This window comes from Salinivibrio proteolyticus (genome assembly GCF_027286365.1).
GTDB lineage: Bacteria > Pseudomonadota > Gammaproteobacteria > Enterobacterales > Vibrionaceae > Salinivibrio > Salinivibrio proteolyticus.
Map to the genome: position 1 here is coordinate 437259 of NZ_CP114584.1, position 17690 is coordinate 454948.

The 17690-nt window shown below is 52.8% G+C and carries 15 protein-coding genes and 1 other RNA gene; all 16 read left to right on the forward strand.

Features of this window, described 5'->3' with window-relative positions; all coding sequences use genetic code 11:
- The first annotated feature begins 11 nt into the window (after window positions 1-11).
- The 16 genes from rnpB (at window position 12) to lpxC (ending at window position 17637) form a co-directional block, all read left to right on the forward strand.
- Window positions 12-392: RNase P RNA component class A (gene rnpB / locus N7E60_RS02210), an RNA gene on the forward strand.
- A 252-nt stretch (window positions 393-644) separates the two neighbouring features.
- Complete coding sequence (mraZ, locus tag N7E60_RS02215; protein WP_069586590.1) at window positions 645-1103, forward strand: division/cell wall cluster transcriptional repressor MraZ; 459 nt, start codon at window positions 645-647, stop codon at window positions 1101-1103.
- 16 nt (window positions 1104-1119) lie between these two features.
- Window positions 1120-2070, forward strand: coding sequence for a 16S rRNA (cytosine(1402)-N(4))-methyltransferase RsmH (gene rsmH / locus N7E60_RS02220; protein ID WP_077639587.1), 951 nt, complete (start codon window positions 1120-1122; stop codon window positions 2068-2070).
- A 3-nt stretch (window positions 2071-2073) separates the two neighbouring features.
- Window positions 2074-2403, forward strand: coding sequence for a cell division protein FtsL (gene ftsL / locus N7E60_RS02225; protein ID WP_069586592.1), 330 nt, complete (start codon window positions 2074-2076; stop codon window positions 2401-2403).
- Window positions 2400-4166 (forward strand): penicillin-binding transpeptidase domain-containing protein, encoded by a 1767-nt coding sequence (locus N7E60_RS02230; RefSeq protein ID WP_069586593.1) that lies wholly within the window; start codon window positions 2400-2402, stop codon window positions 4164-4166. Before ftsL ends, N7E60_RS02230 begins: the two co-directional genes overlap by 4 nt.
- Window positions 4153-5631, forward strand: a complete 1479-nt coding sequence (gene murE / locus N7E60_RS02235) for a UDP-N-acetylmuramoyl-L-alanyl-D-glutamate--2,6-diaminopimelate ligase (RefSeq protein WP_269597998.1) — start codon at window positions 4153-4155, stop codon at window positions 5629-5631. The genes N7E60_RS02230 and murE overlap by 14 nt, the downstream gene beginning before the upstream one ends.
- Window positions 5628-6992, forward strand: a complete 1365-nt coding sequence (locus N7E60_RS02240) for a UDP-N-acetylmuramoyl-tripeptide--D-alanyl-D-alanine ligase (protein ID WP_269597999.1) — start codon at window positions 5628-5630, stop codon at window positions 6990-6992. The genes murE and N7E60_RS02240 overlap by 4 nt, the downstream gene beginning before the upstream one ends.
- The gene (gene mraY, locus N7E60_RS02245) at window positions 6992-8074 is read left to right on the forward strand and encodes a phospho-N-acetylmuramoyl-pentapeptide-transferase (protein ID WP_069586596.1); all 1083 of its coding nucleotides are present in this window, start codon (window positions 6992-6994) and stop codon (window positions 8072-8074) included. Before N7E60_RS02240 ends, mraY begins: the two co-directional genes overlap by 1 nt.
- 2 nt (window positions 8075-8076) lie before the next feature.
- Window positions 8077-9414 (forward strand): UDP-N-acetylmuramoyl-L-alanine--D-glutamate ligase, encoded by a 1338-nt coding sequence (gene murD, locus N7E60_RS02250; protein WP_269598000.1) that lies wholly within the window; start codon window positions 8077-8079, stop codon window positions 9412-9414.
- Window positions 9411-10616 (forward strand): cell division protein FtsW, encoded by a 1206-nt coding sequence (gene ftsW / locus N7E60_RS02255; RefSeq protein WP_269598002.1) that lies wholly within the window; start codon window positions 9411-9413, stop codon window positions 10614-10616. Before murD ends, ftsW begins: the two co-directional genes overlap by 4 nt.
- Window positions 10606-11664, forward strand: a complete 1059-nt coding sequence (murG, locus tag N7E60_RS02260) for an undecaprenyldiphospho-muramoylpentapeptide beta-N-acetylglucosaminyltransferase (RefSeq protein WP_269598003.1) — start codon at window positions 10606-10608, stop codon at window positions 11662-11664. Before ftsW ends, murG begins: the two co-directional genes overlap by 11 nt.
- Window positions 11665-11678: 14 nt before the next feature.
- Window positions 11679-13148: a UDP-N-acetylmuramate--L-alanine ligase gene (gene murC, locus N7E60_RS02265; protein WP_077662349.1), complete on the forward strand. Its 1470-nt coding sequence runs from the start codon at window positions 11679-11681 to the stop codon at window positions 13146-13148.
- Between the two features lie 212 nt (window positions 13149-13360).
- The gene (locus N7E60_RS02270; protein WP_269598004.1) at window positions 13361-14131 is read left to right on the forward strand and encodes a cell division protein FtsQ/DivIB; all 771 of its coding nucleotides are present in this window, start codon (window positions 13361-13363) and stop codon (window positions 14129-14131) included.
- 12 nt (window positions 14132-14143) lie between these two features.
- On the forward strand, window positions 14144-15400 hold the full coding sequence (gene ftsA / locus N7E60_RS02275; RefSeq protein ID WP_069586602.1) for a cell division protein FtsA: 1257 nt from the start codon (window positions 14144-14146) through the stop codon (window positions 15398-15400).
- Window positions 15401-15433: 33 nt separating this feature from the next.
- Entirely contained in the window at window positions 15434-16603 is a 1170-nt protein-coding gene (gene ftsZ / locus N7E60_RS02280) for a cell division protein FtsZ (RefSeq protein WP_077455359.1), read from the forward strand.
- A gap of 116 nt (window positions 16604-16719) precedes the next feature.
- The gene (gene lpxC / locus N7E60_RS02285) at window positions 16720-17637 is read left to right on the forward strand and encodes a UDP-3-O-acyl-N-acetylglucosamine deacetylase (RefSeq protein WP_069586604.1); all 918 of its coding nucleotides are present in this window, start codon (window positions 16720-16722) and stop codon (window positions 17635-17637) included.
- The last annotated feature ends 53 nt before the right edge of the window (window positions 17638-17690 follow it).

The following is a 17690-nucleotide window of genomic DNA, read 5'->3' on the forward strand; positions in this document are numbered from 1 at the left end:
ACTCCCCCGCTCGAGTTGGCCGGGTAACCGCTGCTTTATTGATGTCCTTTGGGAGACTGATAAAGGGGAGGAAAGTCCGGGCTCCTCAGGGCAGGGTGCCAGGTAACGCCTGGGGGGCGTGAGCCTACGACCAGTGCAGCAGAGAGTAGACCGCCGATGGCTCTTCGGAGCACAGGTAAGGGTGAAAGGGTGCGGTAAGAGCGCACCGCGCGTCTGGCAACAGTTCGTGGCACGGTAAACTCCACCCGGAGCAAGACCAAATAGGTCCCTATTGGCGCGGCCCGCGTTTGGGGACGGGTAGGTTGCTGGAGCCTGTGAGCGATTGCAGGCCTAGACGAATGGTTACCGCCGTTTTTACGGTACAGAACCCGGCTTACAGGCCAACTCAACCGCATTTATAGGCGAGCCTTTTTGGGCTCGCCTTCTTGTTTTCAGCGATTGGTCAGATGATTTAGTTATATTGCTATCAATAGTCGATAAGTGAACACAGACTAACCAGCTGAATTGCCTCTTTTATTTCATAATATGTGATCGTAATCACTTTCGTGACTCGCTTGACTTTCTTTTTACCTGCTACGTACACTTCTGGGTGGGAAAATGTGGTGTAAAGTGGATAATTTTGGTGAAAAAGGGAAAATAACGCCATGTTACGAGGCGTCAGCGCCATTTCGGTCGATAAAAAAGGACGGCTTGCCTTGCCGACCCGTTATCGTGATGCGTTAGTCGCGCATTGCGAAGGCCGCTTTGTGTGCACCATTGATCACCAACTCCCTTGCTTGGCCTTATATCCGGTCCCTGAATGGGAAGTGATTGAAGACAAGCTCTCAAAATTATCCAGCTTTCAGCCTGCAGAGCGACGCCTACAGCGTTTATTGCTCGGGCACGCATTTGATTGCGAAATGGACGGACAAGGGCGACTGCTGCTTGGGTCCACGTTGCGCCAATATGCCGGACTGGATGGCAAAGCGATGTTGGTCGGCCAGCTCAACAAATTTGAAATTTGGGATGAGCAAACTTGGCAGCAGCAAATTCGTCAGGATATGGATACACAGGCGGAGTCAAACCACCTCATCAGTGAACGGTTAGCAGATCTGTCACTGTAATTAATGAAGCGAATTTATGTCAGAACAATATACCCATGTATCCGTCCTTTTAAATGAGTCTGTGGACGGCCTTGCCATTAAACCTGACGGCATTTATGTCGACGGCACCTTTGGCCGTGGCGGCCACTCGCGACATATTTTGTCTCAGTTGGGCGAGAACGGGCGTTTGTATGCGATTGATCGCGATCCTCGTGCCATCGAAGAAGCCGGCACCATCAAGGATCCGCGTTTCCAAATTATCCATGGGCCATTTTCGGGCATTGAAACCTACCTCACCGATTTAGGATTGGCAGGAAAAGTCGATGGTGTGTTGCTCGATTTGGGCGTGTCTTCGCCACAGCTGGATGATCCGACCCGTGGCTTTAGCTTTTTGCGTGATGGTCCGCTCGATATGCGTATGGACCCGACCGCCGGCCAGTCTGCTGCGCAGTGGTTGGAAACGGCAAGCGCCGATGACATTGCTTGGGTACTAAAAGTTTTCGGTGAAGAACGCTTTGCCAAGCGGATTGCTCATGCGATCGTCAAATACCGTGAAGATGAAGAGACCCCGCCGCTTGAAACCACCAGTCAACTGGCCAAGTTGATCGACAACACGGTGCCGTTTAAAGAGAAGAAAAAGCACCCCGCGACCCGCAGCTTTCAGGCGATCCGCATTTATATCAACAGTGAGCTCGATGAGATAGAACTGGCCTTGCAAGGCGCATTGGCGGTGTTGGCGCCTCAAGGACGCTTATCGGTGATCAGTTTCCACTCACTCGAAGATCGCATGGTGAAACGCTTTATTCGCAAACAAAGCAAAGGGCCGGAGGTGCCGAGAGGGGTGCCGCTGACCGAGGCGCAGATTGCTGAACTTGGTTCGGCGGCGATGAAACCCATCGGTAAAGCGATCAAACCATCGTCACAAGAAATTGAGCACAATGCCCGTGCACGCAGTTCGGTGCTGCGTGTAGCAGAAAAGCTTGGATAAACCATGGAAAGACGCCCGAGCCTCGCTAAACAAATTCGCCACGACCTACTGGCAGTAGGCAAGGTGCCTTTGTTGCTGCTCGGCGCCGTGCTGGTCTCGGCAATTGCGGTGGTATTGATGACACAATCCACTCGCAACTTGATTGCTAAACAAGATGCGTTGCTCGACCAGCGTGAAACTTTAGAAGTGGAATGGCGAAACCAACTGTTGGAGGAAAACTCCTTGTCGGAACATAGCCATGTCGAATCTGTGGCGCGAAACGCGTTTGGTATGATTCGGCCCACGCAAAAAAATGAAGTGATCGTTAAACGACCCTTGAGTACGAACCCGTGAAAAAGCGTACCCAGAAGCCAGCAAATCGACGCACGCCAAAAGCGCCACCTGTTTTTATCAAGTGGCGCTTTGGCCTTATTTGTGTGTTTATTGGTCTCGCGTTCGCCGCACTGGTGGCTCGGGCGGCTTTTATTCAAGTGATTGAGCCCGACCGTTTACGCTACGAAGGGGACTTACGTTCGGTCAGGGTGGAAGAAGTACATTCCGCCCGTGGGATGATATCCGACCGCAATGGTGAGCCTCTGGCGGTCAGTGTGCCTGTCCAAGCAGTCTGGGCGGATCCTGTCACGGTATTTAAGCATCAGGGATTAGCGAAAAAAGATCGTTGGTACGCACTTGCGGATGTGTTGGGACTGGATCGCCAAGCTCTGATCGACAAAATTGAAGCAAACCGCAACCGCCGGTTTATCTACCTGCAACGCCAAGTCCGCCCGGCCATGGCGTCTTATGTCAATAAGCTCGACCTGCCCGGGGTGGGCTTAAAAGAAGAATCTCGTCGTTTTTATCCTAGTGCTGAAGTGAGTGCTCACTTAGTGGGTGTGACCGGTATCGACGGTCACGGTTTGGAAGGGATTGAACGCCGTTACGATGAGTGGCTTACCGGTGAACATGGCAAACGTACCGTACGCAAAGACCGCTTTGGTCGCGTGGTAGAGCACATTGCCACCGAAGATAAAAAAGAAGGCCAACCTATCGCATTGAGCATTGATCAGCGTCTGCAAGCCATTGCTTATCGCGCGATTAAGCAAGCGGTCGCAGATTACCGCGCGACGTCTGGTTCACTGGTGATGGTGGATGTCAAAACCGGTGAAGTACTCGCCATGGTCAATGCGCCTTCCTATAACCCCAATAACCGTGGTGATCTGAAAAGCTTTAATATGCGCAACCGTGCGATCACCGATGTGTTTGAGCCCGGCTCTACCATGAAGCCTTTTGTGGTGCTGACGGCGTTGGAAAATGGGGTCGCCGACATGAATACCGTGATTGATACCGGAAACGGCATCATGCAAATCGGCGGCAGCCGCGTACGTGATGTGTCGAAAGTCGGAAAAGCCAATCTGGCGCGCATTCTCAAAAAATCCAGCAACATCGGTGTCAGTAAGCTGTCACTGGCGATGCCGGTCGAAACCTTACTTGGCGAGTATGGCAGCTTTGGTTTGGGGGCGAGCACAGGCGTTGAGCTGGTGGGCGAGTCGGTGGGTATTTTCCCGACGCGTCGCCGTTGGTCCGATTTTGAACGTGCGACCTTAGCGTTTGGTTATGGCTTGTCAGTCACGCCCGCACAACTTGCCCGTGCTTATGCCACCTTGGGCTCACTGGGTGTGAATCGTCCGTTGAGTATCATCAAGCATGAAGGGGTGACGGAAGGCAAACAGGTCGCCACCCGCGACAATGTCTATAAAGTGCTGCAGATGCTAGAAGGTGTTACCCAAGAAGGTGGCAGTGCGCGTCGTGCGGCGGTGGATGGATATCGTGTTGGTGCTAAAACCGGGACGGCAAAAGTCGCAGTCGCGGGAGGATACGGTGACGAATACATTGGCTACACCGCGGGGCTGGCGCCGATCAGTAACCCGCGACTCGCGATGGTGGTGGTGATCAACGAACCCCAAGGTGACAAGTATTACGGCGGCCAAGTGGCAGCCCCTGTATTCTCGAGCGTGATGAAAAGTGCGCTTCAGATTTTAAATATTGCTCCGGATGCTCAGACCGGCCCGGGGCTTCAAGTAGCTCAGCGTTCTAACCAAGTGGATGCGAATGAATGATTTAAAGCAGTGGCTAAGCCCTTGGCTAGCTGATGCACCGAGTATCACAGTAAACCGACTCACGTTGGACAGTCGCCAAGTGACGTCAGGGGATGTGTTTGTTGCCATTGCCGGCCATCAAGTGGACGGTCGTCGATTTATTCCTGCGGCCATCGAGGCCGGTGCGGTGGCGATTGTTCAGCAAGCCGATGATGCAACGGCGCGTCTTGATTGGCACCACGAGGTGCCGGTTATCTCTTTGCCGGATCTCCCCGCCTTGCTGTCAGCGTTGGCGGCTCGGTTCTATCACGACCCGCAGCAGCGAGTAGGCTTGATTGGCGTGACTGGCACCAACGGTAAGACCACGGTGTCGCAGCTGATTGCACAATGGCTTGATGCGCTAAATGCGCCCACCACGGTGATGGGCACCACAGGCAATGGCTTTATCGGCCGACTGCAGGCTGCGGAAAACACCACTGGCGATGCCATTAGCATTCAAGCGCAGCTAGCGGCATTTGCCGACCAAGGTGCCAAGCATGTGGCGATGGAAGTGTCCTCGCACGGATTGGTGCAAGGCCGCGTGGCGAGCTTGGCCTTTGATGCGGCGGTATTTACTAATCTCAGCCATGACCACCTTGATTATCACGGCACCTTAGCGGCATACGCTGAGGCGAAAAAGCAGCTTTTCTCATTGGGTAACCCGCTCAAAGTCATTAATGCCGACGATAAGGTGGGACGCCAATGGCTGCGCGAGTGGCCCAAGGCGATTGCGGTCGCGCTGCACGCTGATTCTTTGCAACACCACGCCGGCCCTTATGTGCGTGCCACCCAGATTAATTTTGCCACCGACGGCGTACGTGTGATGGTCGAAACCAGTTGGGGACAAGGGGAGTTGAATGCTGCCTTGGTGGGTGACTTTAACGTCAGCAATCTCTTGGTCAGTTTGGCGACCCTATTAGGCTTGGGCTATTCACTGGATGCCCTGTTAGCGACTAGCGATCAATTAAACGCCGTCATTGGCCGGATGGAGGTTTTTCTTGCCCCTGACAAACCGACCATGGTGGTTGACTATGCTCACACGCCCGATGCGCTGGAGAAGGCTCTGATCGCACTGCGCCGCCACTGTCGGGGTAAGTTGTGGTGTGTCTTTGGCTGCGGCGGCGATCGTGATACCCGCAAGCGTCCGGTGATGGCTCGCATTGCAGAGCAATATGCCGATCAGGCGGTACTGACCAACGATAACCCGCGCAGTGAAGCGCCCAATGCGATTACCGATGACATGCTTGCTGGGATGCAGGCCCCCGATAACGCATGGGTTGAGCACGATCGCGCGCGTGCATTGTCACGGGTGATGCAGGCGGCCAAAGCTGACGATATCGTGCTGGTCGCGGGCAAAGGCCATGAAGACTACCAAGTCCTTGCCGACGGCAAAGTGCATTATTCCGACCGTGAAACCGTGGCTGCGTTATTGAAGGAGTTACCATGATTACCACCGCACTCACAACCTTTGCTGATGTTTTGGCCGCGCAATGGCACGGTGTGGACACCCCACCGGCGCTTGACGTTGCCGCGATCACCACAGACACCCGACAGGTGACTAAAGGCGCGCTATTTGTGGCGTTGAAAGGCGAACGGTTTGATGGGCACGACTTTGCAGAGCAAGCCAAGCAGGCGGGCGCTGTGGCACTGGTGGTATCGACACCACTGGATATCGACTTGCCGCAATTGGTGGTCGACGATACTCGTATCGCCCTGGGCCAGCTGGGCGCGTGGGTTAAAGGGCAGTGTCAGGTTCCTACCATCGCGATTACAGGCAGCTGTGGCAAAACCACGGTCAAAGAAATGCTCGCGTCCATTTTGTCGCGCAAAGGGAAGACCTTGGCGACCGCAGGCAATTTTAATAACGATATCGGGGTGCCGCTCACCTTGTTTCGTCTCACGCCCGATCATGACTATGCCGTGATTGAGCTAGGTGCGAACCATATCGGTGAAATTGCGTACACCACATCGCTTGTCAAACCGGATATTGCCATGGTGACCAACCTTGCGGCTGCCCACCTTGAAGGGTTTGGGTCGCTAGAGGGGGTCGCGACCGCCAAAGGTGAAATTTATCAAGGCCTACCTCAAGGCGGTATAGCGCTGGTCAACGCGCAAAGCCATGGCGGTGAGAAATGGCAAGCCGTGCTGGCAGACAAAAACGTGATTCAGGTGACTGAGCAAGCGGCTGCGCCTTTGCAACTGGTGGAGAGCGAGCTGGTCGAGGCGGGCTGCTACCGCTTAGTGTTCAGTGACGGCGAGCAGCAATCTACGGTGACGTTACCGCTGCCCGGCAAACACAATATTACCAACGCATTGATGGCCGGGTGTGCCGCGATGCAGTTACCGGGCGTGACCTTAGAGGACGTTACTCAAGGACTTGCGGCGATGAAAAATGCCGCAGGCCGCACCGAAGTGAGTGAGCCGCGTGCCGGACTCCGCCTGATTGACGATACCTACAATGCCAGCGTTCCGGCGATGAAATCCGCCATCGACGTGCTTGCCAGTTATTCTGGCGAGCGTTGGTTGATTTTAGGCGATATGGCCGAGCTAGGGCAGTACAGCGAACAAATGCACCGAGAAGTGGGTGAGCACGCCGCCAAGGCGGGGCTGACGCAGGTGTTTACCACAGGAACCGATAGCCGTGTGATCAGTGAATGCTGTCACGGCCGTCATTTTGACTCAAAAGACGCGCTGATCGCGCATGTAGTAACCATGATGAAAACACATAATCCCGACACCATTTTGGTCAAAGGCGCCCGAGGTATGGCGATGGAGGCGGTTGTTGCCGCCATTAAGGAGGCCTGCTGATGCTGGTATGGTTAGCTGAGGCATTGCAGGGCTTTTTCCCGTCAATGCGACTTTTTGAATATTTGACCTTTCGCGCCATTGTGAGTGCGTTAACTGCGCTTGTGTTCTCGTTATGGATGGGACCGCGACTGATTAAATATCTGCAATCGATGCAGATTGGCCAAGTGGTACGAGAAGAAGGGCCCGAATCGCACTTTAGCAAGCGTGGTACACCTACTATGGGCGGGGTGCTTATCCTGGCCGCCATTACCCTGACCGTCTTTTTGTGGGCAGATTTGTCGAACCCCTATGTATGGGCGGTGATGGTAGTGTTGCTCGGGTACGGCACGGTTGGCTTTGTCGATGATTATCGCAAAGTGGTGCGCAAAAACACCGATGGCTTAATTGCACGTTGGAAGTATTTTTGGCAATCCGCGATTGCGCTAGGAGTGGCCTTTGCGCTGTATGCGCATGGTAGTGACACCGCTGCGACGCAACTGGTTGTGCCCTTTTTCAAAGATGTGATGCCTCAACTGGGGCTGTTTTATATCGTCTTTACCTATTTTGTGATTGTTGGCACCAGTAATGCGGTGAACCTAACCGATGGGTTGGATGGTCTCGCGATTTTGCCGACGGTGATGGTCGCGGGAGGCTTTGCGTTTATTGCGTGGGCAACGGGGAATGTGAACTTTGCCAGCTATCTGCATATCCCTTACATCAAATACAGCAGTGAGCTAGTGGTGGTGTGTGCCGCCATCGTCGGTGCTGGCTTAGGCTTTTTGTGGTTTAACACCTATCCAGCTCAAGTATTCATGGGCGATGTCGGCTCGTTGGCCCTTGGTGGCGCGCTAGGCACCATTGCTGTCTTGGTACGCCAAGAATTGCTGTTGATCATCATGGGCGGCGTATTTGTGATGGAAACCGTGTCGGTGATCTTGCAAGTCGGCTCTTATAAATTGCGAGGACAGCGTATTTTCCGTATGGCACCGATTCATCATCACTATGAATTAAAAGGGTGGCCGGAGCCACGAGTCATTGTCCGCTTTTGGATTATTTCTTTGATGCTAGTGTTGATTGCACTGGCAACGCTGAAGGTACGTTAATCATGTCAACCGTGAGCCAGCGTTCGTTAACCGAGTTTGATCATATCGTGGTGATGGGCTTGGGGGTGACTGGATTATCCGTGGTGCGCTTTATTGCCCGCCACCATCCTCAGGCAACGATTCGCGTGATGGATTCGCGTCTTCAACCTCCGGGGTGTGATCAACTGCCGGCTCAGGTGACATTACATACCGGAAGCTGGCAGGAACAGTGGTTAGCCGACGCCGATCTGGTGGTGACCAACCCGGGCATTGCGCTGACGACGCCCGCGCTTGGCCCAGTTCATCAAGCGGGCATCCCCATCGTTGGCGACATTGAACTCTTTGCGTGGTATTGCGATAAGCCGGTGGTCGCTATTACCGGGTCGAACGGGAAAAGCACTGTCACCGCCTTAGTGGGCGAGATGGCCAAAGCAGCGGGTATCCGTGTGGGTGTGGGTGGCAATATCGGTGTCGCGGCGCTTGATTTACTCGACCAAGGGCATGACTTATATGTGCTGGAGCTGTCGAGTTTTCAACTGGAAACCACGGCGTCATTGGCGTTGAATGGTGCCGCGTTTTTAAACTTTTCTGAAGATCACATGGATCGTTACGACAGCTTGGCCGATTATCGCGCGGCCAAGTTACGTATTTTCGCTCACGCACACACCCGGATTGCCAACGCTGATGACAAAGCAACGCACAGTGAGCAACCTCTCGTTTTATTTGGTTTTCAGCACGGCGACTATCGTCTGATCAGTCATCAAGGCCAAGAGTGGCTCAGTGTGGAGGGTGTTCCTGTCCTGCCCGTGACCGAACTTGCGCTCGTTGGGCGTCATAATGTTGCCAATTGCTTAGCGGCAATGGCACTGGCAGACAGTGTCGGTATCGGTCGCGATGGACAAGTTAAGGCAATGCAAACCTATACTGGCTTGCCTCATCGTTGCCAGACGGTGGCAACGATCAACGGCGTAACTTGGGTGAATGATTCCAAAGCGACCAATGTGGCCAGCACGTTAGCTGCTTTGGATGGCTTAACGCTGCAAGGGAAGCTCCATTTGTTACTCGGCGGTGATGGTAAAGGTGCGGATTTTCAGGCGCTTCAACCTGTGTTGGATAAGCTGTCTGCCCAGCTATATTGCTTTGGGCAGGATGGTGAAAAACTGGCTGCATTGAGCCGCTCGTCGCAGCGTTTTGATACCTTGGAACAGGCGATTAATGTCATTGCCCAACACGTTGCACCGGGTGATATGGTGCTATTGTCACCAGCCTGTTCGAGCCTCGATCAGTTCGCCAACTTTATGGCACGTGGCGATGCCTTTGCCGATGCCGTCAAACAACTTACCGTGAGTGATGTCCGATGATACGCACTTGGCCCAAACAGTGTTGGTCTTGGCTGCGCACCCCATCGCCGGGTGTGCTCTATGATCGCCAACTTGTCTGGGTATCCCTGCTATTGATGGTGATTGGTCTGGTGATGGTGACGTCGGCGTCTATCCCGGTTGCCCTTCGCTTGGCCGATGCCCCATTTTTATTTGCGAAACGGCACGCGATTTATCTCACGGTAGCCGTGATAGCGGCTGTGGTGGTGATGTATATTCCCGTGCGGCTTTGGCAAAAATACAGTGGTTGGATGCTATTGCTGTCATCGGTGTTGCTGCTGGCCGTGTTAGCCATCGGGCGCTCGGTCAACGGTGCAGCGCGTTGGATCTCAATTGCTGGGATCAATGTTCAGCCTGCCGAGATTGCCAAGTTATCTCTATTTGTTTTTTTGGCAGGATACCTCGTCCGTCGTCATGGTGAGGTGCGCGAGCACTTTCGTGGCTTTGCGAAGCCGCTTGCGGTGCTGTTGTTATTTGCAAGCTTACTCCTTGCCCAGCCCGATTTAGGCTCAGTGGTGGTGATGTTTGTGACCACGGTGGGCATGTTATTTATTGCCGGCGCCAAATTATGGCAATTTATCGCGCTGCTGGTGGCAGGGCTTGCGCTGGTGGGAGGCTTGATCATTGCAGAGCCTTATAGGGTGCGGCGTGTTACCGCTTTCCTTGACCCTTGGCAAGACCCGTTTGGCAGTGGCTATCAGCTTACCCAATCGTTAATGGCCTTTGGGCGCGGTGATTGGTTTGGGCAAGGCTTGGGCAACTCGATTCAAAAATTGGAGTACTTGCCAGAAGCGCATACCGACTTTGTTTTTGCCGTGATTGCCGAAGAGCTAGGGCTGGTGGGCGTTAGTGTCATTTTGGTTTTAATTTTCTGCTTGGTCTTCAAAGCCTTATTTATTGGCAGACGTTGCCTTGAACAAGAACAATTGTTTGGTGGCTTTCTCGCCTTTGGTATCGGGATTTGGTTTGCGTTTCAAACCATGGTGAATGTGGGCGCTGCCGCGGGCATGCTGCCGACCAAGGGGCTGACGCTGCCTCTGATCAGTTATGGCGGTTCCAGCCTTTTGATCATGGCAATGGCGGTCGCCCTGCTGTTACGTATCGACCATGAGTACCGTTTAGCCACGGCCCAAGCCCATCAAATCAAGCATTATCAGGATAAAATTCAACACGATGAGCAGTAAACGTTTATTGGTAATGGCGGGGGGAACAGGTGGACATGTGTTTCCCGGCCTCGCGGTCGCTAAATATTTAGAGCAACAAGGCTGGCAGATCCGTTGGTTGGGGACTGCGGATCGTATGGAAGCCGATCTGGTTCCCAAACACGGCATTGATATTGAGTTTATTCGTGTCAAAGGCTTGATTGGTTCGGGCCTGATCCGCAAGCTGCGTGCGCCGTGGATGATCCTCAGCGCCATTTGGCAAGCGCGCCAAATCATTAAGCGCTATAAACCCGATGCGGTGTTGGGCATGGGCGGATACGTGAGTGGCCCCGGCGGCATCGCCGCTTGGCTCAGTGGTGTACCTGTGGTGCTTCATGAACAAAATGCGGTGGCTGGGTTAACCAACCAATGGTTGGCAAAAGTGGCTAAGCAAGTGCTGCAAGCCTTTCCGGGAGCGTTTGAGGGTCAGCCTGTGGTCGGCAATCCGGTGCGCCGTGATGTGTGTTCCTTGCCGTCACCGACAGCGCGCTTTCGTGATCGCAACGGACCGCTACGTATTCTGGTCATGGGCGGCAGTCAAGGTGCGCGCATCTTAAACCAAACTGTGCCTGTTGCGGTGGCACAAACGGCGCAGCCAGTCGTGGTGCGTCACCAAGCCGGTAAAGGAAACGCGCAAAGTACCGAAGCGGCCTATCACGCTGAGGGCGTTACCGATGCGACCGTGACCGAATTTATTGATGATGTCGCCAGTGCTTACGCTTGGGCCGATGTGGTGATTTGTCGCAGTGGCGCTTTGACGGTCTCGGAACTCGCGGCAGCCGGTGTGGGGGCGATCTTTGTGCCCTTTATGCATGCCGATCGTCAGCAAGCACTAAACGGTGATTACTTGGTTGAACGTGATGCAGCACTGATGATTGAACAGCCATCACTGACAGCCGCCACGCTGGCTGAGACAATTGACGGCTTAGACCGAGCGCGCCTCCTTGCGATGGCGAACGCCGCGCGCGATGCCGCGATCATTGATGCGGATGCACGTGTGGCACAAGTGATTGCCGAACAAGCAAAATAATAGAGAAAAGATGAATGGGTAAATTGGATAATCAGCAGCTAGAAAAACTTCGTACCATGATCCCGGAAATGCGTCGGGTGAAACGGATCCACTTTGTGGGCATCGGCGGTGCGGGTATGTGTGGTATTGCTGAAGTGCTGATTAATGAAGGTTACCAAATAACCGGCTCGGATCTTGCACAAAATGTGGTCACCGAGCGTTTGGCGTCCATGGGGGCAGAGATCTTTATCGGTCATCAAGCCAGTCATATTGAGAAAGCAAGCGTGGTGGTGGTCTCTACCGCCATCAAGCCCGATAATCCGGAAGTGGTCGCGGCAAAATCGCTCCGCATTCCGGTGGTTCGTCGTGCCGAAATGTTGGCCGAATTGATGCGATATCGGCACGGTATTGCCGTTGCCGGCACTCATGGTAAAACCACGACCACTGCATTAGTGACACAGATTTATTCGGAAGCCGGTTTAGATCCCACCTTTGTTAACGGGGGATTAGTGAAAAGTGCTGGCACCAACGCGCGTTTGGGGAGTAGCCGATATTTGATTGCGGAAGCGGACGAAAGCGATGCCTCTTTTTTGCATTTACAACCTATGGTCGCCATCGTCACCAATATTGAAGCCGACCATATGGATACCTACGGCGGTAACTTTGAAACGCTAAAGCAAACCTTTATTGATTTTCTTCACAATCTGCCGTTTTACGGGTTAGCGGTGGTGTGTATTGATGATCCTGTGGTGCGCGCCCTGATCCCATCGATTGGTCGCCAAGTGATCACCTATGGCTTTTCTGATGATGCCGATGTGCGTTTGCACGATTATCACCAAAAAGGTCAGCGCGGGATTTTTAAAGTCACCCGTCCGGGACGCGAGACCTTGACCATAGAGCTCAATATTCCGGGACAACACAACGCATTAAACGCCAGTGCCGCGATTGCTGTCGCGACCGAAGACGGTGTGGATGACGCTGCGATTGTGCGTGCGCTTGCCAGTTTTGAAGGAACAGGACGTCGTTTCGACCAACTGGGAGAATTCCCTGTCGAGCAAGGAACGGCGTTATTGGTTGATGATTATGGTCACCACCCTAGTGAAGTGGATGTCACCATTAAAGCGGCACGCGCTGGCTGGCAAGATCATCGTTTGGTGATGATCTTTCAGCCGCACCGATACAGCCGTACCCGCGATCTCTATGATGATTTTGCCAATGTGCTGGAAAACGTGGATGTGCTGTTGATGTTGGATGTCTATTCCGCGGGAGAAACACCGATTGCCGGGGCTGACGGTAGAAGTTTGTGTCGTAGCATTCGGGCGCGAGGCAAGCTCGATCCGATTTTTGTGCCAAATGCCGAGGCGTTACCGGCCGCATTGGCCAATGTACTGCAAGCGAATGACTTAGTTTTAACACAAGGCGCGGGTGACATTGGTAAAGTAGCGCGAAATTTAGCGGCAATGGCGCTGGATAAAGCAAAAATGGCACAACAAAAAACAAACTGATGTGATAAAAAGCTGTGTCATACTCGGATGATCCGAATAAAAAGGCGGCTTTTTTCGCATCACAGAGCAAAATTGCTCGGAACAGATCTCAGCTTATTGATACAAAGCGTCAATCAAGTTGGAGCACGAGGCGCGGGATCGCTATAATCAGTCGGTTTTTTCGCTGGGGGTGTCAAGCTTGCTCGACACAAGGCGATAACAAAGGTATGAGCATGGTAAATGCGCTCACACGCATACAAGAAACGGTGAACCTTGAACGTCAGCAATGGGCGGGATTGGTGTTTCTTACCGCAGTCATTCTTTTGATGGTGACCGGCTTTGTGCGAGTGATCGATTGGATGAGCGATGAGCAGCAGCTGCCTTTGTCTCAGTTGGTTATCGAAGGCGCTCGGACTCAGGTCAGTGATCAGCAAGTGCGCGACGCTGTGTTGTCGGTCGGCACCTTGAAAAGTTTTATGCTGCAAGATGTGAATAGCATCCAGGCAAACATCGAGGCGCTGCCTTGGGTTAAGCACGTGGCGGTTCGCAAACAGTGGCCGAACACCTTGAAAGTCCATATTACCGAGTATCAAGCGCGAGCTATCTGGAATGGACAGAAGCTGTTAACGCCTGATGGCGAGATTTTTGATGGCACGCCGGCGGATGTTGCAGGACAGGATCTGGTGTCTTTGCACGGTATGCCAGAGAGTGCAAAAGAGGTGCTTGCTGCCAGTGAGACTTTAAATGCGCAGCTCAATCGCATTGGCTTGTCGATTCAAGCTTTATCACTGAACGAGCGACGCTCTTGGCGTATCGTGACACGCAGCGGCATACGGATTGAGTTGGGTCGAGAAGCACGAGAAGAGCGCTTAGCGCGGTTTGTGCACCTTTACCCTGAGATACAGCAACAACAAACACCGATCGCTTACGTGGACTTACGCTATGACACAGGTGCTGCCGTAGGTTGGAAAACAGAGACGGAAGAGACGACTAGCCAAGATTAAGAGATGGTGTGAATGAATAAAGCGACAGATAAATCACTGATTGTTGGACTGGATATCGGTACGTCCAAAGTGTCTGCGCTGGTCAGTGAAGTGCTGCCAGACGGCACCATCAACGTATTGGGCGTGGGGACCAGCCCGTCTCGTGGCATGGATAAAGGTGGCGTCAACGACCTAGAATCTGTGGTCAAATCCGTCCAGCGTGCGGTGAATGAAGCAGAAATGATGGCGGATTGCCAAATCAGTTCTGTGTATCTTTCTTTGTCAGGAAAGCACATTCACTGCCAGACTGAAAGAGGGATGGGTACGATTTCCGATGAGGAAGTGACCCAAGATGACGTTGACAATGTGATCCACACTGCCAAGTCAGTGAAGATTAGTGATGAGCAACGCGTGCTCCATGTGATCCCACAAGAATATAAAATTGACTATCAAGAAGGGATCAAAAACCCAGTGGGGTTGTCAGGTGTGCGTATGGAAGCCAGTGTGCACCTCATCACATGTCACAATGACACGGCAAAAAATATTGAGAAAGCGGTTGAACGCTGTGGTCTTAGAGTTGATCAACTGATTTTCTCCGGCTTGTCAGCAAGCCATGCGGTGATTACACCGGACGAACGTGAGCTGGGTGTCTGCGTTGTCGATATTGGCGGTGGTACCATGGATCTCGCAGTTTGGACGGGAGGCGCGCTGCGCCACGCAGAGGTTATCCCTTATGCGGGGAACGTGATTACCAGCGACATTGCTTACGCGTTCGGAACACCGCTTGCCGACGCAGAAGACATTAAAGTGAAGTACGGCTGCGCACTTAGCGAATTGGTCAGCAAGGATGCCAAAGTCAATGTACCCAGTGTGGGCGGACGCCCGTCACGGACATTGCAGCGCCAGACACTTGCAGAAGTGATTGAGCCACGTTGTTCTGAGCTGTTGGGATTGGTCAATCAGAAGCTGGTTGCCATTCAAGACAAGCTACGCAGTGAAGGCGTGAAGCACCAGTTAGCCGCAGGCATTGTACTGACTGGCGGTGCGGCACAGATGCACGGTTTGGTCGAATGTGCTGAGCGTGTGTTTCAGAATCAAGTACGAGTTGGGCAGCCTGTGGGTGTCACCGGATTAACCGACTATGTACAAGCACCATGTTATGCAACAGCGGTTGGGCTTTTGCATTACGGCAAAGAAAACTTGCTGACAGAAACGAGTGAACCAGAGCAAAAGCGGGCTGTTGCCAGTTGGGTAAGCAAGCTGAGTAGCTGGTTTAAGAAAGAATTTTAACCCTGATGCGAACAGGAAGGACGGAGAGAACTCATGTTTGAACCGATGATGGAAATGTCTGACGATGCGGTAATTAAAGTCGTTGGCATTGGCGGTGGCGGCGGTAACGCTGTCGAGCATATGGTACGTGAGTCAATCGAAGGCGTTGACTTCATTAGTATTAACACTGACGCCCAAGCGTTGCGTAAAAGTAGCGTTGGCACCGTCATTCAAATTGGTGGTGACATCACCAAAGGCCTAGGCGCGGGGGCAAACCCTCAAGTAGGTCGAGATTCTGCCCTTGAAGATCGCGATGCGATTAAAGCTGAGCTCGAAGGTGCCGATATGGTATTTATCGCAGCAGGAATGGGCGGCGGTACTGGGACAGGTGCAGCACCTATCATCGCAGAAATTGCGAAAGAAATGGGTATCCTCACCGTTGCAGTGGTCACCAAACCATTTAGCTTCGAAGGTAAGAAGCGACTGGCCTTTGCTGAGCAAGGAATTGAAGAGCTGTCTAAGAATGTTGACTCGCTTATCACGATTCCTAACGAAAAACTGCTCAAAGTACTGGGTCGTGGCATAACCTTACTAGATGCGTTTGCGAAAGCGAATGATGTACTTCGTAACGCGGTGCAAGGTATTGCTGAGCTGATTACCCGTCCGGGCCACATTAACGTCGACTTTGCGGATGTCCGCACTGTGATGTCAGAGATGGGGCACGCCATGATGGGAAGCGGGGTTGCTACGGGAGAAGACCGAGCAGAAGAAGCGGCTGAAATGGCCATTTCTAGCCCGCTACTTGAGGACATCGACTTAGCAGGCGCACGCGGTGTGCTGGTGAACATTACCGCTGGTTTCGATATGCGTCTTGATGAATTCGAGACGGTCGGTAACACGGTTAAAGCGTTCGCCTCTGATAATGCGACTGTCGTGATTGGTACCTCGATGGATCCGGAAATGAGCGACGAGCTGCGAGTGACTGTGGTGGCAACGGGGATTGGCAACGAACGTAAGCCAGATATTACCTTGGTGACCAACGCACAGTCTGGGCAAGCACCGGCCGAGCCGAAAAAGGCACAGCCTTTGCAAGAAAAACCTCAGGCGGCAACGCCTGCGGCAAAAGAGCAGCCAGCTGCGTCGTCGTCAAACGCGGCGCCAAAATCGCAGACCGAGCATGATTATCTCGATATTCCTGCGTTTTTGCGTAAGCAAGCTGACTAGTGCCAGTGCTTGGTTTGTAGCCAGCGATGTGCTATCATCACGCTCCCTTTGTCTAAGGTGACAGGGTAATGAGTGACGCAGAGCACACTTTTTTGAGAAAAAGTTGAGATAAGCCGATGATAAGACAGCGAACATTAAAAAGTATTGTCGAAACGACCGGTGTGGGCCTCCACTCTGGGCGTAAGGTTACGCTTACTCTGCGTCCGGCTCCTGCGAACACCGGCGTGATTTATCGCCGTACCGATATGGAGCCGCCGGTTGACTTTCCGGCTGATCCAGCGGATGTACGCGACACTATGCTGTGTACCGCGCTCGTTAATGACGAAGGCGTGCGTATCTCGACTGTCGAGCATTTAAGTGCCGCGATTGCCGGTATGGGCATCGATAACATTATTATCGAGGTCAATGCGCCAGAAATCCCGATTATGGATGGTAGCTCAAGCCCATTCATCTTCTTGCTGCAATCTGCCGGTATTGAAGTACAAAACGCACCAAAACGATTCATTCGCATTAAAAAACCTGTTCGCATTGAAGACGGCGACAAATGGGCAGAGCTGGTGCCGTATAACGGTTTCCGCCTCGATTTTGCCATCGACTTCAACCATCCTGCGATTGAATCAGAGCAACAAAATTTGGTGATGGACTTCTCGACACAGTCGTTTATCAAAGATATCAGTCGTGCGCGAACCTTTGGGTTTATGCGCGATATTGAATACCTACAATCACAGAACCTGTGTTTGGGCGGCAGCTTTGATTGCGCCATTGTTCTGGATGACTACCGCATCTTGAACGAAGAAGGTCTGCGCTTTGATAACGAATTAGTGAAGCACAAAGTGTTGGATGCAATTGGTGACCTATACATGTGTGGCCATAGCATCATCGGTGAAATGCGCGCCTACAAATCGGGCCATGCACTGAACAACCAGCTGCTGCGTGCGGTGTTGGCGGATCAAGAAGCGTGGGAGTGGGTAACGTTTGAAGAAACGGAAAAATCACCGGTTGCCTTTGCTGATCCAGATATGGTGCTTGCGTAATACTTGCACCTAAATAGGGCAGAGTTGCCTTATCATGGTAAGTTGCTCAACAC

What these genes read in the sequence shown, in the direction of transcription:
- mraZ (WP_069586590.1), top strand. Translation starts at nt 645, where the DNA reads ATGTTACGAGGCGTCAGCGCCATTTCGGTCGATAAAAAAGGACGGCTT.
- rsmH (WP_077639587.1), top strand. Translation starts at nt 1,120, where the DNA reads ATGTCAGAACAATATACCCATGTATCCGTCCTTTTAAATGAGTCTGTG.
- ftsL (WP_069586592.1), top strand. Translation starts at nt 2,074, where the DNA reads ATGGAAAGACGCCCGAGCCTCGCTAAACAAATTCGCCACGACCTACTG.
- murE (WP_269597998.1), top strand. Translation starts at nt 4,153, where the DNA reads ATGCGAATGAATGATTTAAAGCAGTGGCTAAGCCCTTGGCTAGCTGAT.
- N7E60_RS02240 (WP_269597999.1), top strand. Translation starts at nt 5,628, where the DNA reads ATGATTACCACCGCACTCACAACCTTTGCTGATGTTTTGGCCGCGCAA.
- mraY (WP_069586596.1), top strand. Translation starts at nt 6,992, where the DNA reads ATGCTGGTATGGTTAGCTGAGGCATTGCAGGGCTTTTTCCCGTCAATG.
- murD (WP_269598000.1), top strand. Translation starts at nt 8,077, where the DNA reads ATGTCAACCGTGAGCCAGCGTTCGTTAACCGAGTTTGATCATATCGTG.
- ftsW (WP_269598002.1), top strand. Translation starts at nt 9,411, where the DNA reads ATGATACGCACTTGGCCCAAACAGTGTTGGTCTTGGCTGCGCACCCCA.
- murG (WP_269598003.1), top strand. Translation starts at nt 10,606, where the DNA reads ATGAGCAGTAAACGTTTATTGGTAATGGCGGGGGGAACAGGTGGACAT.
- murC (WP_077662349.1), top strand. Translation starts at nt 11,679, where the DNA reads ATGGGTAAATTGGATAATCAGCAGCTAGAAAAACTTCGTACCATGATC.
- N7E60_RS02270 (WP_269598004.1), top strand. Translation starts at nt 13,361, where the DNA reads ATGGTAAATGCGCTCACACGCATACAAGAAACGGTGAACCTTGAACGT.
- ftsA (WP_069586602.1), top strand. Translation starts at nt 14,144, where the DNA reads ATGAATAAAGCGACAGATAAATCACTGATTGTTGGACTGGATATCGGT.
- ftsZ (WP_077455359.1), top strand. Translation starts at nt 15,434, where the DNA reads ATGTTTGAACCGATGATGGAAATGTCTGACGATGCGGTAATTAAAGTC.
- lpxC (WP_069586604.1), top strand. Translation starts at nt 16,720, where the DNA reads ATGATAAGACAGCGAACATTAAAAAGTATTGTCGAAACGACCGGTGTG.